The following is a 15,736-nucleotide window of genomic DNA, read 5'->3' as shown; positions in this document are numbered from 1 at the left end:
TATAGCTCGGTATCACTATTGGAGTGATACCTGCAATCCGAAGAGGAGAAGAAGCAGGGTTTGTTCGCGCGGAGGCGCGGAGGCGCGGAGGGGGTGCGTCCGGGGCTAATGCTGCGCGTCAGCGCAAATGTCGATCTACCCTGCCGCTGCGCGGCGATAGTGGTGCTCGCCCGCTCCCGGCGAGCGCAACACCTCCGCGCCTCCGCGCCTCCGCGCGAACAAAAACTTCTTAGGACAGCGCCGCCTTCACCAGGCCACTCGCCTTGCTCATGTCCAGCTCGCTCGCGTGGCGCGCCTTCAGTTCGGCCATGACGCGGCCCATGTCCTTCATGCCGGTCGCGCCGAGTTCGTCCTTGATCTTGAGGATCGCGGCCGTCGTTTCCGCCTCGTTCATCTGGGCCGGCAGGAAGCGTTCGATCACCGCAACCTCGGCGGCCTCGGCGTCGGCGAGTTCCTGGCGGCCGCCGTTCGAAAACATTTCGATCGACTCGCGGCGCTGCTTCACCATCTTCTGGAGCACTTCGATCACCAGCGCGTCGTCGCTTTCGGGCGCCTTGCCGGTCCGCGCCTCGATGTCGCGGTTCTTGATTGCGGCCTGGATCAACGAGATGGCGTTGCGGCTCTCCTTGTCGCCGGCCTTCATGGCGGTGAGCTGCGCGGCCTTGATGTCGTCGCGAATCATATACGGGTCTTTCAGGCGGTTCGGGATAGCCGGACGCGATAGCGCGTCGAGCCAAGGTTTAACAGATTGACGCTGCGGCACGCCGGCCTTAGCGGACACCACTTAGCGACATCGTCAACGTAAAGAGAGTGCCCAGCCTGATGGCCGACGCCCAGCCTACACCCATGTCTTCGGCAAAGCCCGCCGGCGCGACCGGCGTGCTCGTGCTTGCCAATGGCGACGTGATCTGGGGGCGCGGGTTCGGCGCCGAGGGCGAGGCGGTCGGCGAGGTGTGCTTCCACACCGCGATGACCGGGTACCAGGAGGTGCTGACCGATCCGTCCTTCGCCGGGCAGATGATCTGCTTCACGTTTCCGCACATTGGCAACGTCGGCGCGAACCCCGACGATATCGAGGCGGACGACCCGCATGCGCTGGGTATCATCGTCCGCGAGGACGTGACGCAGCCGTCCAGCTTCCGCGCCGTCGAGGGCCTCGACGGCTGGATGAAGCGGCATGCGCGGATCGGCCTGTCGGGGATCGACACGCGCGCGCTGACGCGGCGGATCCGCGTCGGCGGCGCGCCCAACGGCGTGATCGCGCATTCGGCGAGCGGCGAGTTCGACGTCGCCGCGCTGCTGGCGATGGCGCGGGGCTGGCCGGGGCTCGAGGGCATGGACCTCGCCAAGGGCGTGTCGACCGAGATGCATTATGGCTGGGGGGATCAGGCGCCGGGCGGCACGTGGCGGCTTGGGTTTGGGTATGGGGAGGGCGGTGCTTCGACTGCGCTCAGCACGAACGGGGGAGGGGATGCGTCGCCCCAACCGTTCGCGCCGGGCGAAGGCGATGCCCCCGTCGCGAGTGCGGCCCGCCCGCATGTCGTCGCGATCGACTATGGCTCGAAGCGCAACATCTTCCGCAACCTCGTCGCCGCTGGCGCGAAGGTGTCCGTCGTGCCCGCCACTGCGAGCTATGACGAGGTGATGGCGCTCGCCCCCGACGGCATCTTCCTGTCGAACGGCCCGGGCGATCCCGCCGCGACCGCCAAATACGCCGTGCCGGTGATCCGCGAGCTGCTTGAGACGGGCAAGCCGCTGTTCGGCATCTGTCTGGGCCATCAGCTGCTCGGCCTCGCGGTCGGCGCGACCACGACCAAGATGTTCCAGGGCCACCGCGGCGCCAACCATCCGGTCAAGCGCCTGTCCGACGGCGCGGTCGAGATCACCAGCATGAACCACGGCTTCTCGGTCGAGCGCAACAGCCTGCCGGCGAACGTCCGCGAGACGCATGTGTCGCTGTTCGACGGGTCGAATGCGGGGCTCGAGCTGACCGACAAGCCGGCCTTCTCGGTGCAGTATCATCCGGAAGCGAGCCCGGGGCCGCAAGATAGCCTGTATCTGTTCGAGCGCTTTGTGGGGTCGCTCAATAGGCGTTCGGCGCGTGGCTGAAATCGATCCATATGTTCGAACGCTGTTTATCCAATCGTATGGCAAATTGGGAATTGCGGAAACTCCGCTCCGACGATCAGAATTGGTTTCCGTGATTGTCGAGCGGGTGAAATCACTTCTCTCAGATGTTGGTTTTGCGGACGTGACGGAAGCGCCTCCATTAGCCGAATTAATCGCAGACGAATTAATTGCGGCGAAGGTCATTTATCGCGAAGCTGTTCAATTTGCTGGCGAATATCTGACGTTTCGAGCCCAAGCTTATCAAGAGTACCGGAACAAAGTTCTAGTACAAGATCCGATCTACAATGCTGGTCAGAGAATTGGTGCTAGATTTTTTCCAGACGTTTTTACCGGATATATATCTTCGGTCTTAGAGGGCCAGGACGAAATCCCATTGATGGGACTCGCTCCGGCATCGGGTCGGATTGTTACTTTTTCCGACAATCAGATGTCCGAGCTCGATAAGCAGACTTCTGAGGTTATCGACGCCGTTGCGGCTCAAAACCAAATTGGAGGCGTCGCGGGCCTTCGGGAACTTATATTGGGTCAGCTTAAGGCGGGGAGGGAGTTGATACGCGCCGGTTCGTTCCGGGTCTATTTTCTTCAACTTACGCTTATTCAATCTTTGCAATATTTGGTTGCACGTTACGAAAAAGAGGTGGTTGGCGGGCTCGCCGCCGCGCTGATCGCCGCTCTGATGAAGCAAATTGGAATAGACGCTTAGTTATGCCAAAACGCACCGACATCTCCTCGATCCTCGTCATCGGCGCAGGACCCATCGTCATCGGCCAGGCGTGCGAGTTCGATTATTCGGGCACGCAGGCGATCAAGGCGTTGAAGGAGGAGGGTTATCGCATCGTCCTCGTCAATTCGAACCCCGCGACGATCATGACCGATCCCGAGCTGGCCGACGCGACCTATGTCGAGCCGATCACGCCCGCGATCGTCGCCAAGATCATCGAGAAGGAGCGGCCTGACGCGATCCTGCCGACGATGGGCGGGCAGACCGCGCTCAACACCGCGCTCGCGCTGTTCCATGACGGCACGCTCGAGAAGTTCGGCGTGACGATGATCGGCGCGGATGCCGATGCGATCGACATGGCGGAGGACCGGCTGAAGTTCCGCGACGCGATGGACCGGATCGGCCTGGAAAGCGCGCGCTCGGCGATCGCACATACTGTCGAGGAAGCGCTGGAAGGGCTTGAAAAGACGGGGCTTCCGTCGATCATCCGGCCGAGCTTCACGATGGGCGGATCGGGCGGCGGGATCGCGTATAACCGCGAGGAGTTCATCGCGATCGTCCGCAACGGGCTCGACCTGTCGCCGACCACCGAGGTGCTGATCGAGGAGTCGCTGCTCGGCTGGAAAGAATATGAGATGGAGGTGGTGCGCGACCGCAAGGACAACGCGATCATCATCTGCTCGATCGAGAATGTCGACCCGATGGGCGTCCATACCGGCGATTCGATCACGGTCGCGCCGGCGCTGACGCTGACCGACAAGGAATACCAGATCATGCGCAACGCATCGATCGCGGTGCTGCGGGAAATCGGTGTCGAAACAGGCGGTTCGAACGTCCAGTTCGCAGTCAATCCGAAGGACGGCCGGCTCGTCGTCATCGAGATGAACCCGCGCGTGTCGCGCTCGTCGGCGCTGGCCTCGAAGGCGACGGGCTTCCCGATCGCCAAGGTCGCGGCCAAGCTCGCGGTCGGCTACACGCTCGACGAGATCGAGAACGACATTACCGGCGCGACGCCCGCGAGCTTCGAGCCGACGATCGACTATGTCGTCACCAAGATCCCGCGCTTCGCGTTCGAGAAGTTCAAGGGTGCGTCGAGCACGCTGGGCACCGCGATGAAGTCGGTCGGCGAGGTGATGGCGATCGGCCGCAACATCCATGAATCGATGCAGAAGGCGTTGCGCGGGCTCGAGACCGGGCTGTCGGGCTTCAACCAGGTCGACCATCTGGTCGGCGCGCCGCGCGCGGAGATCGAGGCGGCACTGGCCGTCGCGACCCCCGACCGGCTGCTGGTCGCGGCGCAGGCGTTGCGCGAGGGCTTCACGGTCGCCGAGGTGCACGCGATCGCGAAGTACGATCCGTGGTTCCTCGAGCGGATCGCCGAGATCATCGCGGCCGAGGCCGAGGTGATGAAGGACGGGCTGCCGATCGACGCACAGGGCATGCGCCGCTTGAAGAGCATGGGGTTCAGCGACAAAAGGCTCGCCTGGCTCGCGCTGCAATCCGCCAATCTGCGCGGGATGAACCGCGGGATCGCGCGCGGGTCGGGGCTGATCCACGAGGTCGTCAAGGCGATGACCGGCGGCGTGACCGAGGAGGAGGTGCGCCAGCATCGCCTGAAGCTCGGCGTGCGGCCGGTGTTCAAGCGGATCGATACCTGCGCGGCCGAATTCGACGCCAAGACGCCGTATATGTACTCGACCTATGAGGCGCCGAGCTTCGGCGAGCCCGAGAACGAGTCCGCGCCGACCGACCGGAAGAAGATCGTCATCCTTGGCGGCGGGCCGAACCGGATCGGGCAGGGGATCGAGTTCGATTATTGCTGCTGCCATGCATGCTTCGCGCTGGCCGATGCGGGCTATGAGACGATCATGGTCAACTGCAACCCGGAGACCGTGTCGACCGATTACGACACCAGCGACCGGCTGTATTTCGAGCCGCTGACCGCCGAGGACGTGCTCGAGATCCTGCATGTCGAGGCGTCGAAGGGCGAGCTGGTCGGCGTGATCGTGCAGTTTGGCGGGCAGACGCCGCTGAACCTCGCGCGCGCGCTGGAAGCCGCCGGGATCCCGATCCTGGGGACGACGCCCGACGCGATCGATCTGGCGGAGGACCGCGAGCGGTTCGCGGCGCTGATCACCAAGTTGGGGCTTCGCCAGCCCGCCAATGGCCTTGCGCGCAGCCGCGACGAGGCGGTCGCGGCGGCGGAGCGGATCGGCTATCCGGTGCTGATGCGGCCCTCCTATGTGCTCGGCGGGCGGGCGATGGAGATCGTCGATACGCTGGGGCAGCTCGAGCACTACATCGCGACCGCGGTGCAGGTGTCGGGCGACTCGCCGGTGCTGATCGACCAGTATCTGCGCGATGCGATCGAGGTCGATGTCGACGCGATCTGCGACGGGACCGATGTCGTCGTCGCGGGCGTGCTGCAGCATATCGAGGAGGCGGGCGTCCATTCGGGCGACAGCGCCTGCTCGATCCCGCCTTATTCGCTGTCGGCAGAGATCGTCGCCGAGATCGAGCGGCAGACGGTCGCGCTCGCGCATGCGCTGTCGGTCGTCGGGCTGATGAACATCCAGTTCGCGGTCAAGGACGGGCTGGTCTACCTTATCGAGGTCAATCCGCGCGCGTCGCGGACCGTGCCGTTCGTCGCCAAGGCGATCGGTGCGCCGATCGCCAAGATCGCCGCGCGCGTGATGGCGGGCGAGCAGCTGAAGGACCTGCCGAAGATCGACCGGCATATCGATTATTATGCGGTGAAGGAGGCGGTGTTCCCCTTCAACAAGTTCCCGGGCGTCGATCCCGTGCTGTCACCCGAGATGAAGTCGACCGGCGAAGTCATGGGAATCGATCCCGATTTCACGATCGCCTTCGCCAAGGCACAGCTGGGGGCGGGGACGATCCTGCCGACCAAGGGCAGCGTCTTCGTCAGCGTGAAGGACAGCGACAAGGCGATGATCGTCGAGGCGGTCAAGGCACTGGTCGACACCGGCTTCTCGATCGTCGCGACCGGGGGCACTGCGGAGCATCTCGCCCGCGCCGGCCTGCCGGTGGAGACGGTCAACAAGGTCGCGCAGGGACGGCCACATATCGTCGACCGGATCAAGGACGGCGACATCGCGCTGATCTTCAACACGACCGAGGGGTGGCAGAGCCTGAAGGACTCGCAGCCGATCCGCGCGTCCGCGCTCGGCCAGCGGATTCCCTACTTCACGACCGCCCCCGCGTCGCTCGAGGCGGCCAAGGCGATCGCGAAGCTTTCGACGCACAGCCTTGAAGTACGGCCCTTGCAATCCTATTATTCGCAGTCGCACAACTGATCCCGACATGAGAGCGTGATGTGTGAGCGGGCCGCGTAACGGCTTGCGTTGGGTAATGAATTGGGGACGAGATATGGCGACCGTCGAAAAGATGCCAATGCTGCAAGAGGGCTATGAGACGCTGTCCGCGGATCTGAAGCGCCTCAAGGCCGAACGCCCGACGATCGTCGATGCGATCGAGGAAGCGCGGGCGCATGGCGACCTGTCGGAAAACGCCGAATATCACGCCGCCAAGGAGCGTCAGGGTCAGGTCGAGGCATCGATCTCGGACATTGAGGACAAGCTGAGCCGCGCGCAGATCATCGACCCCAAGGAGCTTTCGGGCGACAAGGTCGTGTTCGGCGCGACCGTCACGCTGCTCGACGAGAACGACAAGCCGGTGAAGTACCAGATCGTCGGCCAGACCGAGGCGAACGCCAAGACCGGCCGGATCTCGTACAACTCGCCGCTGGGGCGCGGCCTGATCGGGCGCAAGCTCGACGAAGAGGTCGAGGTCACGGTGCCCGCCGGCGAGCGCTATTACGTCGTCTCCAAGATCGAGTTCATCTAGGCATCATGACATTTTTCGAGACGCGGGCGACGGCGATCATCACGATCGTGACGGTCGTGATCTCGGGGCTTTTGCTGGTGACCGGCGCGCTGCCATACTGGGTGGTGAATGCGGGCTTCATCCCGCTCCGGCTGACCGAGCTCGGCATGGCGGGCGGTCACGACTTCGCGATCCCCGCCTGGGCGACGCCGCTGACCGCGGCGCTGCTCCATGGCGGCTGGGCGCATCTCGCGCTCAACCTCGTCATGCTGGTCTATTGCGGACAGTTCGTTGAGCGGGCGATCGGTACCGCGCAGATCGTCGTCCTCTACATCGTCGGCGCGTATTTCGCGGCGGCCGGGCAATGGGTGCTCGATCCGCGATCGATCGCGCCGATGGTCGGCGCCAGCGGCGCGATCTCGGCGGTCGTGGGCGCCTATGCGCTGCTCTATGGTGAGCGACGCGCGCGCGCGATCGGACCGGTGCCGGCGGGGGTCGTGCATGTGCTGTGGCTGGCCGCGGCGTGGATCGGCATCCAGCTGATGATGGGGGTCGCGGGGTTCGGCGCGTCGGTCGGGGCCAATGGCTCGATCGCGGTTGGCGCGCATATCGGCGGGTTTCTGGCGGGGCTGGTGCTCGCGCGGCCGTTGTTGTTGTGGCGGTACCGGACGGCTTGATTGCCGGGTGCGGGTTTAGCGGTCCCAAATTCTTCCGTCATCCTGACGAACGTCAGGACCCAGAGTTACGGAACGTGTCGCCTGTGGCTCTGGGTCCCGACTTTCGTCGGGATGACGGGAGGGGGATGGACGTCTTGCGCCAGCCATAGCGGGTTGAGGCGGTGGGCGGTCGGGCACTGGGTGCCGACCGCGGTCCGGGCCGCCTTGTCGCCGCGCGGCGTGTTACGCCGTCGGGTTAGTGGTCAGGTTCGGTTCGAGCATGCGGTGGAGATGCACGACGACGAACTTCATCTCGGCATCGTCGACCGTGCGCTGCGCTGCAGCACGCCAGGCCTTTTCGGCGCTGGCATAGTCGGGGAATACGCCGACAAATTCGATCTTGCTGAGGTCGTTGAAATCCAGGGTGCGCGGGTCGCTGACGCGGCCGCCGAATACGAGATGAAGCTTGCTCATGCGCTGCTGTCCTTGGAATGGGGGTTGCAGACGCCCTAGCGTGTTCGACCCGCGCTTTGAACCCTTTGCGGACCGGTCCTTTAGCCGGGGGTCTTTTGCGAAACGGCCTTCGCACCTGCGGAACCCGCGGTGGTCAGCGCCTTGACAATTCCCTCGACGAGACCCTTGGCCTGGCCACGGGCATTGTCCTTGGTCAGGCCAAGCTCGCCGAGCTCGGACTGGCCGGCAGCCTTGGCGGCGGCGGTGGCGGCGATCGCGGTCTCACCGAGACGCTTGCCGAGCGGCGCGAGCAACGACTTCTCACGCGCGGAGCGCGGGATCAGCACACCCGCGAGCGCCCCGACGACCAGACCGCCGACGAGAATGCCGAGCGGGTTGGATTCGAGGCTGTTGACGGTGCGACGTGCGGTTTCCTTCGACGCGTCGAGCGCCTCGGCGGCCTTGTCGCCGGCGTCATGATAGACCTTGGCGGCGGTGTCGCGAACGGTGTCGAGACCCTCGCGCAGGCGATGTTCGGCGTTTTCGATCTTGGTGTGGGCGTCGGTCATGGGACGGTCCTTCTGATTTCCGGCGGCGCCATCGGGACGCGGCCGGGACAATATGGTTGGGGCGCGATCAGCGCCCGCGGCGAAACAGTCCGACGATACGGTGACGAGCGAGAAACAGTCCCGCCACCGCCGCGGCGCCCGCGGCGGGACCGGGGTTGCGGCGTACCGTCTCGACACTGGCATTGAGCGCGGCGGTGCCGACATCAGCAACGTCGCGGCTGGCGTTGAGCGCCAGCCGACGCGGATTGAGACGGTCCTGCAACTGCCCGATCGTCATCATGACGCGCTGACGGGCAAGGGCCGCTTCGATCTCTGCGGCGGCGACTTTGGCGGATGTCATGTGGCGGGCTCGCTTTCGGGCTTGAGCTTCGACTTGCCGACCATCGCGAGCGCGCCGGCGATCGCCAGCACGACAAGGACGACGATGGCCGTCGCCCATCCTGGCCCCACCAGCGTCGCCAGCGTCAAGATCGCACCGACCAGAAGTGCGATCAACGCGGCCAGCGCCAACACCCCGGCAATGGCGAAGAACATCGCCGCCGATTTGTACGCCGTCGCCGTCTCGCCGAACTTCGCCTTGTACACCGCGATTTCCGCGGTCGCGAGCGCGCGCGTCTCGCCGGCCAGACGGCCGACGACCGCGGTCAGGCTTTCTTCACCATCGAGCGCAAAGGGGATGGGATCCGCCAAGACCTCAGTCCTTCGGGTTTGCATCGATGCCCGACTGGACCAGCCGTGCCACGACGAAGCCGAGGGCCGCGGCCGCACCGACCGCAACGGCGGGCGACTTGCGGACGAGCGCGGTGACGTCGTCGACGAGCGCGTCAATATCCTTGGCGCGGACCTGCTCGGCGAAGCCCGAGACGCTGTCGGCGGCGCTGCGGGCATAGCCGCCATATTGCGCGCCGAGCTTGTCGTCGACCTGTGCGGCGGCGTCGGTCAGCAGCTGTGCGACCTGCTCTAGCGCGGTGCCGGCGCGGGCCTTGCCGTCCTCGGCGAACAGACGCGCCTTGTCGGCGGCCTGCTGGCCATATTTGCTGGCATTGTCCTTGATCACCTGCTTGGCCTCGGTCGCCTTGGTGCCGGTGGTGTCAGCGGCGTCGTCGAGACGCGTGACGCCGCCCTTCAGCGGCTCTGCGATGGTGGCAGTGCCGGCGGCGGCGACATCGCCTGTGGTCATCGGCTGTGCGTCGGTATCGGCCATGGTCGTCCCTTTCGAAATGCTACGCCCTCAACACCGGTGCGCAGGCACGGTTCCCCTAGTCGGCCCGATTGCCCGATATGACGCGAGGCGGTAGAGACAGCGCGAACGTCCCGGGCGATCGACCAGCTTGGGGATTTGTAGGAGCATCGTTACGTGACCGCAATCATCGACATTCACGCCCGCCAGATCCTCGATAGCCGGGGCAATCCGACGATCGAGGTCGACGTCCTGCTCGAGGATGGCAGCTTCGGCCGCGCCGCGGTGCCGTCGGGCGCCTCGACCGGTGCGCACGAGGCGGTCGAGAAGCGTGACGGCGACGCCACGCGCTGGGGCGGCAAGGGCGTCGACAGCGCGGTCGACGCGGTCAACGACGAGATCACCGACACGGTGCTGGGCATGGACGCGGAGGACCAGTCGGACCTCGACCGCGCGATGATCGAGCTCGACGGCACCGAGAACAAGGCACGGCTGGGCGCGAACGCGATCCTGGGCGTCAGCCTGGCCGCGGCCAAGGCGGCCGCCGAAGCGCGCGGCCTGCCGCTGTACCGCTATGTCGGCGGCGTCCAGGCGCACCTGTTGCCGGTGCCGATGATGAACATCATCAACGGCGGCGAGCATGCCGACAACCCGATCGATTTCCAGGAATTCATGATCGTGCCGGTCGGCGCGTCGAACATCCTCGAGGCGGTGCGCTGCGGCTCGGAGATCTTCCATACGCTGAAGAAGGGCCTGAGCGCGAAGGGCCTGTCGACCAGCGTCGGCGACGAGGGCGGTTTCGCGCCGAACATCGGCAGCACGACCGAGGCGCTCGACTTCATCATGTCGAGCATCGAGAAGGCCGGCTACAAGCCCGGCGAGGACGTGATGCTCGCGCTCGATTGCGCCGCGACCGAATTCTACAAGAACGGCAAGTACGACATTTCGGGCGAGGGGAAGATCCTCGAGAGCGCCGAAATGGCCGAGTATCTGGCCGACCTGACGCGCCGCTATCCGATCTTCTCGATCGAGGACGGCATGGGCGAGGACGACTGGGAGGGCTGGAAGACGCTCACCGACCTGATCGGCGACAAGGTCCAGCTGGTCGGCGACGATCTGTTCGTGACCAACCCGAAGCGCCTCAAGCGCGGGATCGAGGGCGGCTATGCCAACTCGCTGCTGGTGAAGGTCAACCAGATCGGCACGCTGACCGAGACGCTGGAAGCCGTGTCGATGGCACAGCGCGCCAAGTACACCGCGGTCATGTCGCATCGCTCGGGCGAGACCGAGGATTCGACGATCGCCGACCTCGCGGTCGCGACCAATTGCGGGCAGATCAAGACGGGCAGCCTTGCGCGGTCGGACCGGCTCGCCAAGTACAACCAGCTGATCCGGATCGAGGAAGAGCTGGGCGACGCGGCGCGCTATGCGGGTCGCGACATCCTGATCGGCGGCTGATAGGCTAAGACCCGGAGGACGGCATGGCGCGCACGACGAGCACGACGAAGAGCACCAAGTTGCGGCGGACGATGCGCAAGGCCGCCTGGCCTGCGCTGGGGCTGACGCTGATGGCGTTCTTCGGCGCCTATGCCGTGCTCGGGCCGAACGGGATGTTCGCGTACGGCGATTACAAGCGGCAGCTGGCGAAGCGGGAGCGGGACTATGCCGTGCTCGACCGCAAGCGCGAGGTGCTCAAGAACCGGGTGGCGCTGCTCAACCCGGATCATGCCAATCCGGACATGGTCGACGAGATGGTCCGCAAGGAGCTGAACGTCGCGCACCCGGACGAGGTGATCGTGCCGCTGGGGAACTGACTTACGATCCTCCCCCTTGCGGGGGAGGATTGATAGGCGGGGTTACCGGCCGAGGAAGCGCAGCAGGTCCTGCGTGAAGCGGTCGCTTTCGGTGAGCGTGAGCCCGTGCGGGGCGCCGTCATATTCGACCAGCTGCGAACCCGCGATGCCCTTCGCCGCGGCGCGGCCCGTGGCGTCGATCGGGACGGTCTTGTCGGCGGTGCCGTGGACGATCAGCGTCGGCACGCGGAACGCGGCAAGGTCGGCGCGGAAGTCGGTATGGCCGAACGACTCGGCGCAGGCGAGCGTCGGGCGCAGCCCCGCCTGCATCGCCAGACCCCAGACCCAGTCGACCATCTCGTCGCTGACCGGCGAGGTGATGAACCCGACGCCCAGGAACTGCTGCAGGAAGGTGCGGAAGAAGGCGGGGCGATCCTCCTTGATCCCGGCGCCGATGCTGGCGAGCGTCGCTTCGGGGACGCCGTGGGGATTGTCGTCGGTCTTGAGCATATAGGGCACGACCGAGGCGATCAGTCCGGCGGCGATCACGCCCTTGCCGTCGTGGCGGCTCATGTAGCGCGCGACCTCGCCGCCGCCCATCGAGAAGCCGACCAGCGTCGCATCCTCGGTCGCGCCGGTCGCGGCCATGACGTCGGCGAGATCGTCGGTCAGCGTGTCATAGTCATAGCCCGACCAGGGCTGGCCCGAGCGGCCGAAGCCGCGACGGTCATAGGCGATCGCGCGGAACCCCGCCTCGGCCAGCGCCATCGCCTGCGCGTCCCAGCTGTCGGCATTTAATGGCCAGCCATGCGTCAGGATCACGGGCCGCCCGCTGCCCCAGTCCTTGACGTAAATGTCTGTGCCGTCTCGGGTCTTAATGAAGGGCATGTCAATCTCCGGGGTTGTCGCCAAAGTCCTTACGTCAACGGTCCGGGCTATTGGCCGTTCCAACTCTGGCGTCCGCGCGATTCCGCTGGCAGCATTGCGGGCACGCTACGGCGTGAGGGGGGAGATTGATGCGGACGAGGTTCCCGGCGAGGACGGCGGCGCTGCTGCTGGCGCTGGGCAGCTGTACGCCCGACGATCCGCAGACGCGGAACCGCGTCGCCGCCACGCCCGTTGCCGCGCCCGTCACTGCGATCGCGCCCGATGCGTGGACTGCGTTTCGCGACCGGTTCGTCGCGACGTGGTTCGCGCTCGACCCGGCCTTCGCGGTCTATCAGGGGCGGCATGAGCATGATGGCGGGCTGCCCGACTGGAGCGCGGACGGGCTGGGTCGGCAGGCGGCATTCCTGCACCGGTCGATCGCGGCGGCGGGACGGTTCGAGGCGGCGGCGCTCAGCTCCGAGCAGCGGTTCGAGCGCGACTATCTGGTGATGGTCGCGCGCGACAAGCTGTTCTGGCTCGAGGCGGCGGACGCGCCGCATCGCAACCCGGCCTGGTATGTCGCGGGCGGGCTCGACCCCAATGTCTATGTCGTGCGCGCCTATGCCGACCCGGTCCGGCGGATGCGCGCGCTGATCGCGCTGCTGCGCCGGATCCCGGCGGCGACGCTGCAGATCCAGCAGAACCTCGCGACGCCGATGCCGATCAGCCATGTCGACTATGCCGCGAATGCGTTCCGCGGCTTCGCGTCCTATTACATGGACGATTCGGTCAAGGCGTTCGCCGGGGTCGCCGACGAGGGGCTGCAGCGCGAGCTCGCCGATGCGGCGATGACCGCGTCGGAGGCGATGCGCGACCTTGCGCTCTGGGTCGAGACGCAGCGGCCGACCGCGACCCGGTCATTCGCGCTGGGGCCCGCGCTGTTCGCGAAGATGCTGCGCGAGACCGAGGGGGTCGACACGCCGATCGCGACGCTCGAGGCGGCGGGGCGGGCCGATCTGGCGCGCAACCAGCGTGCGCTCGTCGCGGCCTGTGCCCGGTTCGCGTTCGGCCTGACGGTTCGCGACTGTCTGGCGCAGGTGAATGCGGACAAGCCGGTCGACGGACCGGTCGCCGAGGCGCGCCGCCAGATCCCGATGCTGCGCGCGTTCATCGTCAGGCGCGACCTGCTGACCCTGGCGGGTAACGAGGAGGCGCTGGTCGAGGAGAGCCCGCCCTATAGCCGGCAGAACCTCGCCTATATCGATCCGCCAGGCCCGTTCGATCGCGGTGTGCCGTCGGTCTATTACATCTCGCCGCCCGACCCGCGCTGGACGCAGGCGGTGCGGGATGCGTTCGTGCCGGGCAAGGCGGACCTGCTCTTCACCTCGATCCACGAGGCGATGCCCGGGCATTTCGTCCATTTCCTCCACGCCAATCGCGTGCCGTCGCTGATCGGGCGGGTGTTCGTCGGCTATGGCTATGCCGAGGGCTGGGCGCATTACGCCGAGGAGATGATGTGGGAGGCGGGGCTGGGCGGCGGCCGCGCGGACATCCATATCGGCCAGCTGTCGAACGCTTTGCTGCGCGACTGCCGGTTCCTCGCCGCGATCGGGATGCATGCGCGCGGCATGAGCCAGGCGGAGGCGTTCACGCTGTTCGTCGACCAATGTTACCAGGACGAGGGCAATGCGCGGCAACAGGCGCTGCGCGGCACCTATGATCCGGCCTATCTCAACTACACGATGGGCAAGCTGATGATCCGCCGGCTGCGCGAGGACTGGACCGCGGAGCGGGGTGGGCGGCGTGCGTGGAAGGCGTTCCACGACAGGCTGCTGCGCTATGGCGGGCCGCCGATCCCGCTGGTCCGGCAGGCGATGCTGGGCGAGCCGAGGCCGATCGCGGCGTTCTGAACGGGAGGCGGCGGCTAGCGCGCCTGCGCGGCCGGCTGGACGTCGCGGGTCTCGTCGATCGGTGGGTTGCGGATCGAGGGGCGCAGGCGCGACACGCTGCACAGGCCCGCGACCAGCGCCATGCCGGCGGCGACCAGCGGCGGCGTCGTGCCCGCGCCGACCCCGATGGCGAGCAGCGCGGCGACGACGGTGGCGCCGGTGGTCTGGCCGACCAGCCGGACCGTCGAGATCAGGCCCCCGGCGGCGGCGGCCCGCTCGCGCGGGGCCGAGCCGATGATCAGCCGCGCGTTCGGCGCCATGAACATCCCGAACCCAGAGCCGCACAACGCCATCCGCCAGGCGATGGCGAAATAGCTCGGATCGGCCGGCATGAACGCGAGCAGCAAGAGCGCGGCGATCGAGACCGCCATGCCGATGCCGCCGAGCAGCCCGGCGGGATAGCGATCCGACAGCCATCCCGACAGCGGCGCCACGACCATGTTGGCAAGCGGCCAGGGCGCGATCGCCGCGCCGACCTCGGCCGCGGAAAAGCCGTAAGCCTGGGTCAGCCGGAACGGCGTCGACAGCAGCAGCGTCATCTGCGCGATGAACGCGGTATAGGCGCCGATCGCCGACAGCGCGAGGACAGGGCGCGCGAGCAGGTCGATCGGCAGGATCGGCTTGGTCTCGCCGCGTTCGCGCCGGACGAAGACCCAGCCGATCGCCACCCCGGTCAGCACGATCGCCGCCGAGACGACGGGGCTGTCGCCGTGCACCGCGGTCTCCGACCCGCCGATGACGAGCCCGATCATCGCCGCACACATGACCGCGCCGAGTACGTCGAACGGTTCGCTCCGCGGGCTTGGATCGGGCAGGGCGCGCCCAAGGACCAGGCTGAGGATCGCGAACGGCACCGCGCTGGCAAAGACCCAGGGCCAGGGCGCGACCGCGAGGACCAGCCCGCCCAGCGTCGGCGCGAGCGCGGCCGAACTCGATACCACGACCGAGTTGATGCCGAGGCCGCGGCCGAGCTGCTGCGACGGGTAGATCGAGCGGATCAGCGCGGACGATACGCTGAGCGCCGCCGCCGCGCCGAGCGCCTGGGCGGCGCGGACGACGAGCAGGAAGGGCAGGCTCTTGGCGAAGAAGCAGAGCAGGGTCGCGACGGTGAAGACGAGCTGGCCATATTGATACATGCGCTTCAGCCCGATCCGGTCGCCGAGCCCCGAAAAGGGGAGCAGCGCCATCGCCAGGATCAGCTGATAGACGGTGACGACGGTCACCACCGCGCTGCTGTCGACGCCCAGATCGCGTGCGATCGTCGGCAGCGCGACATTGGCGACGCCGCCGTCGATGATGGTCAGCGCGGTGCCTGCCGAGATGGCGGCGATCGCGAGGAACCGGCGGGGCTTGGGAAGGCCATCCAGGGCCGTTGTCTGGTCGGACTGCATTGCGGACCGCGATAGACACCGTCATGAATGACGCCAAGCTATTCGGGGAAATGGACGATGCGGGTTCTTACGGCTGCGCTTGCGGCAACGATATTGACGGGCGGCGCCGGCCTTGCGGCGGGCAGTGTGCTCGCCCAAGTCGCACCGATGACGAACACAAAGCCTGCCCCGACCCCAACCC

16 protein-coding genes are annotated in these 15,736 nt (G+C 66.5%); 8 read left to right on the top strand and 8 right to left on the bottom strand.

Annotated features, from left to right (window positions below; genetic code table 11):
* Positions 1-229 precede the first annotated feature (229 nt).
* Positions 230-682, bottom strand: coding sequence for a GatB/YqeY domain-containing protein (locus GV027_RS04455; RefSeq protein ID WP_031440182.1), 453 nt, complete (start codon positions 680-682; stop codon positions 230-232).
* A gap of 140 nt (positions 683-822) precedes the next feature.
* Between GV027_RS04455 and carA the strand changes: the two genes are divergently transcribed.
* The 5 genes from carA (at position 823) to GV027_RS04430 (ending at position 7,374) form a co-directional block, all read left to right on the top strand.
* Entirely contained in the window at positions 823-2,109 is a 1,287-nt protein-coding gene (gene carA, locus GV027_RS04450; RefSeq protein WP_159511105.1) for a glutamine-hydrolyzing carbamoyl-phosphate synthase small subunit, read from the top strand.
* Positions 2,102-2,833: a hypothetical protein gene (locus tag GV027_RS04445; protein WP_159511104.1), complete on the top strand. Its 732-nt coding sequence runs from the start codon at positions 2,102-2,104 to the stop codon at positions 2,831-2,833. The genes carA and GV027_RS04445 overlap by 8 nt, the downstream gene beginning before the upstream one ends.
* A gap of 2 nt (positions 2,834-2,835) precedes the next feature.
* Complete coding sequence (carB, locus tag GV027_RS04440; RefSeq protein WP_159511103.1) at positions 2,836-6,168, top strand: carbamoyl-phosphate synthase large subunit; 3,333 nt, start codon at positions 2,836-2,838, stop codon at positions 6,166-6,168.
* Positions 6,169-6,241: 73 nt separating this feature from the next.
* Positions 6,242-6,718 (top strand): transcription elongation factor GreA, encoded by a 477-nt coding sequence (gene greA, locus GV027_RS04435; protein ID WP_031394601.1) that lies wholly within the window; start codon positions 6,242-6,244, stop codon positions 6,716-6,718.
* A gap of 5 nt (positions 6,719-6,723) precedes the next feature.
* A complete protein-coding gene (locus GV027_RS04430; protein WP_031440186.1) occupies positions 6,724-7,374 on the top strand; it encodes a rhomboid family intramembrane serine protease in 651 nt (216 codons plus the stop codon).
* A 222-nt stretch (positions 7,375-7,596) separates the two neighbouring features.
* Here the strand turns inward: GV027_RS04430 and GV027_RS04425 are convergent, their stop codons facing one another.
* The 5 genes from GV027_RS04425 to GV027_RS04405 form a co-directional block, all read right to left on the bottom strand.
* On the bottom strand, positions 7,597-7,827 hold the full coding sequence (locus GV027_RS04425) for a DUF4170 domain-containing protein (protein WP_031440187.1): 231 nt from the start codon (positions 7,825-7,827) through the stop codon (positions 7,597-7,599).
* Between the two features lie 80 nt (positions 7,828-7,907).
* A complete protein-coding gene (locus tag GV027_RS04420) occupies positions 7,908-8,375 on the bottom strand; it encodes a hypothetical protein (protein WP_159511102.1) in 468 nt (155 codons plus the stop codon).
* Between the two features lie 67 nt (positions 8,376-8,442).
* The gene (locus tag GV027_RS04415) at positions 8,443-8,715 is read right to left on the bottom strand and encodes a hypothetical protein (RefSeq protein ID WP_052149343.1); all 273 of its coding nucleotides are present in this window, start codon (positions 8,713-8,715) and stop codon (positions 8,443-8,445) included.
* Positions 8,712-9,065, bottom strand: a complete 354-nt coding sequence (locus tag GV027_RS04410; RefSeq protein WP_234387280.1) for a phage holin family protein — start codon at positions 9,063-9,065, stop codon at positions 8,712-8,714. The genes GV027_RS04415 and GV027_RS04410 overlap by 4 nt, the downstream gene beginning before the upstream one ends.
* A 4-nt stretch (positions 9,066-9,069) precedes the next feature.
* Positions 9,070-9,579 carry a hypothetical protein gene (locus GV027_RS04405; protein ID WP_107932479.1) on the bottom strand — a complete coding sequence of 170 codons (510 nt, stop codon included), beginning with the start codon at positions 9,577-9,579 and terminating at the stop codon, positions 9,070-9,072.
* Positions 9,580-9,732: 153 nt separating this feature from the next.
* Between GV027_RS04405 and eno the strand changes: the two genes are divergently transcribed.
* Both eno and GV027_RS04395 read left to right on the top strand, forming a co-directional pair.
* Positions 9,733-11,013, top strand: coding sequence for a phosphopyruvate hydratase (gene eno / locus GV027_RS04400; protein WP_031393148.1), 1,281 nt, complete (start codon positions 9,733-9,735; stop codon positions 11,011-11,013).
* A 23-nt stretch (positions 11,014-11,036) separates the two neighbouring features.
* Positions 11,037-11,369 (top strand): FtsB family cell division protein, encoded by a 333-nt coding sequence (locus GV027_RS04395; RefSeq protein WP_042466854.1) that lies wholly within the window; start codon positions 11,037-11,039, stop codon positions 11,367-11,369.
* A 42-nt stretch (positions 11,370-11,411) separates the two neighbouring features.
* Here the strand turns inward: GV027_RS04395 and GV027_RS04390 are convergent, their stop codons facing one another.
* Positions 11,412-12,236 (bottom strand): alpha/beta fold hydrolase, encoded by an 825-nt coding sequence (locus GV027_RS04390; protein ID WP_056405548.1) that lies wholly within the window; start codon positions 12,234-12,236, stop codon positions 11,412-11,414.
* A 128-nt stretch (positions 12,237-12,364) separates the two neighbouring features.
* Between GV027_RS04390 and GV027_RS04385 the strand changes: the two genes are divergently transcribed.
* Entirely contained in the window at positions 12,365-14,125 is a 1,761-nt protein-coding gene (locus tag GV027_RS04385) for a DUF885 domain-containing protein (protein WP_159511101.1), read from the top strand.
* Between the two features lie 14 nt (positions 14,126-14,139).
* On the opposite strand, the gene GV027_RS04380 is transcribed toward GV027_RS04385, so the two are convergent.
* The gene (locus GV027_RS04380; RefSeq protein ID WP_159511100.1) at positions 14,140-15,555 is read right to left on the bottom strand and encodes an MFS transporter; all 1,416 of its coding nucleotides are present in this window, start codon (positions 15,553-15,555) and stop codon (positions 14,140-14,142) included.
* Positions 15,556-15,736 lie beyond the last annotated feature (181 nt).

The organism is Sphingomonas sp. T1 (assembly GCF_902506585.1).
Lineage (GTDB): Bacteria > Pseudomonadota > Alphaproteobacteria > Sphingomonadales > Sphingomonadaceae > Sphingomonas > Sphingomonas aerolata.
Note: the sequence above shows the minus strand (reverse complement) of the source record. Positions and strands in the feature narration are given on the sequence as shown.

Excerpts from the sequence above, each read along its gene's own strand:
- GV027_RS04455 (WP_031440182.1), bottom strand. The coding sequence starts at position 682 with ATGATTCGCGACGACATCAAGGCCGCGCAGCTCACCGCCATGAAGGCC.
- carA (WP_159511105.1), top strand. The coding sequence starts at position 823 with ATGGCCGACGCCCAGCCTACACCCATGTCTTCGGCAAAGCCCGCCGGC.
- carB (WP_159511103.1), top strand. The coding sequence starts at position 2,836 with ATGCCAAAACGCACCGACATCTCCTCGATCCTCGTCATCGGCGCAGGA.
- greA (WP_031394601.1), top strand. The coding sequence starts at position 6,242 with ATGGCGACCGTCGAAAAGATGCCAATGCTGCAAGAGGGCTATGAGACG.
- GV027_RS04430 (WP_031440186.1), top strand. The coding sequence starts at position 6,724 with ATGACATTTTTCGAGACGCGGGCGACGGCGATCATCACGATCGTGACG.
- GV027_RS04425 (WP_031440187.1), bottom strand. The coding sequence starts at position 7,827 with ATGAGCAAGCTTCATCTCGTATTCGGCGGCCGCGTCAGCGACCCGCGC.
- GV027_RS04420 (WP_159511102.1), bottom strand. The coding sequence starts at position 8,375 with ATGACCGACGCCCACACCAAGATCGAAAACGCCGAACATCGCCTGCGC.
- GV027_RS04415 (WP_052149343.1), bottom strand. The coding sequence starts at position 8,715 with ATGACATCCGCCAAAGTCGCCGCCGCAGAGATCGAAGCGGCCCTTGCC.
- GV027_RS04405 (WP_107932479.1), bottom strand. The coding sequence starts at position 9,579 with ATGGCCGATACCGACGCACAGCCGATGACCACAGGCGATGTCGCCGCC.
- GV027_RS04395 (WP_042466854.1), top strand. The coding sequence starts at position 11,037 with ATGGCGCGCACGACGAGCACGACGAAGAGCACCAAGTTGCGGCGGACG.
- GV027_RS04390 (WP_056405548.1), bottom strand. The coding sequence starts at position 12,236 with ATGCCCTTCATTAAGACCCGAGACGGCACAGACATTTACGTCAAGGAC.
- GV027_RS04385 (WP_159511101.1), top strand. The coding sequence starts at position 12,365 with ATGCGGACGAGGTTCCCGGCGAGGACGGCGGCGCTGCTGCTGGCGCTG.
- GV027_RS04380 (WP_159511100.1), bottom strand. The coding sequence starts at position 15,555 with ATGCAGTCCGACCAGACAACGGCCCTGGATGGCCTTCCCAAGCCCCGC.